The sequence below is a fragment of the Cereibacter changlensis JA139 genome (assembly GCF_003034985.1).
Classification (GTDB): domain Bacteria; phylum Pseudomonadota; class Alphaproteobacteria; order Rhodobacterales; family Rhodobacteraceae; genus Cereibacter; species Cereibacter changlensis.
In genome coordinates this window covers 1-227 of the sequence record NZ_PZKG01000477.1, presented here as the reverse complement: position 1 = coordinate 227, position 227 = coordinate 1, and the positions used below count along the sequence as shown (strand labels likewise).

1 protein-coding gene is annotated in these 227 nt (G+C 79.7%); it reads right to left on the bottom strand.

Going from position 1 to position 227, the window contains the following annotated elements; genetic code table 11:
• The coding region (locus C5F48_RS25650) for a hypothetical protein (RefSeq protein WP_219907861.1) at positions 1–227 on the bottom strand (227 nt) is incomplete at both ends.

The following is a 227-nucleotide window of genomic DNA, read 5'->3' as shown; positions in this document are numbered from 1 at the left end:
GCCGCTTTCTCCGTGGCCGGCGCAGGCTTCGCCGGTGCCGCGGGCTTGGTCGCCCCCGCCGCGGCCCGGGGCGGCGGATCGCCGGCCGCCACCGCCCCGGCCTTGCCGCGCTCCGGCGGCTTGTGCGGCGCGAGCCGCAGCACCGCGTGGTCGTCGCGCACCCGCTGCGGATGCACCCCGAGCTCCGCCGCGATCGCCGTGACGCAGAGACCCTGCGCATGCAGGCT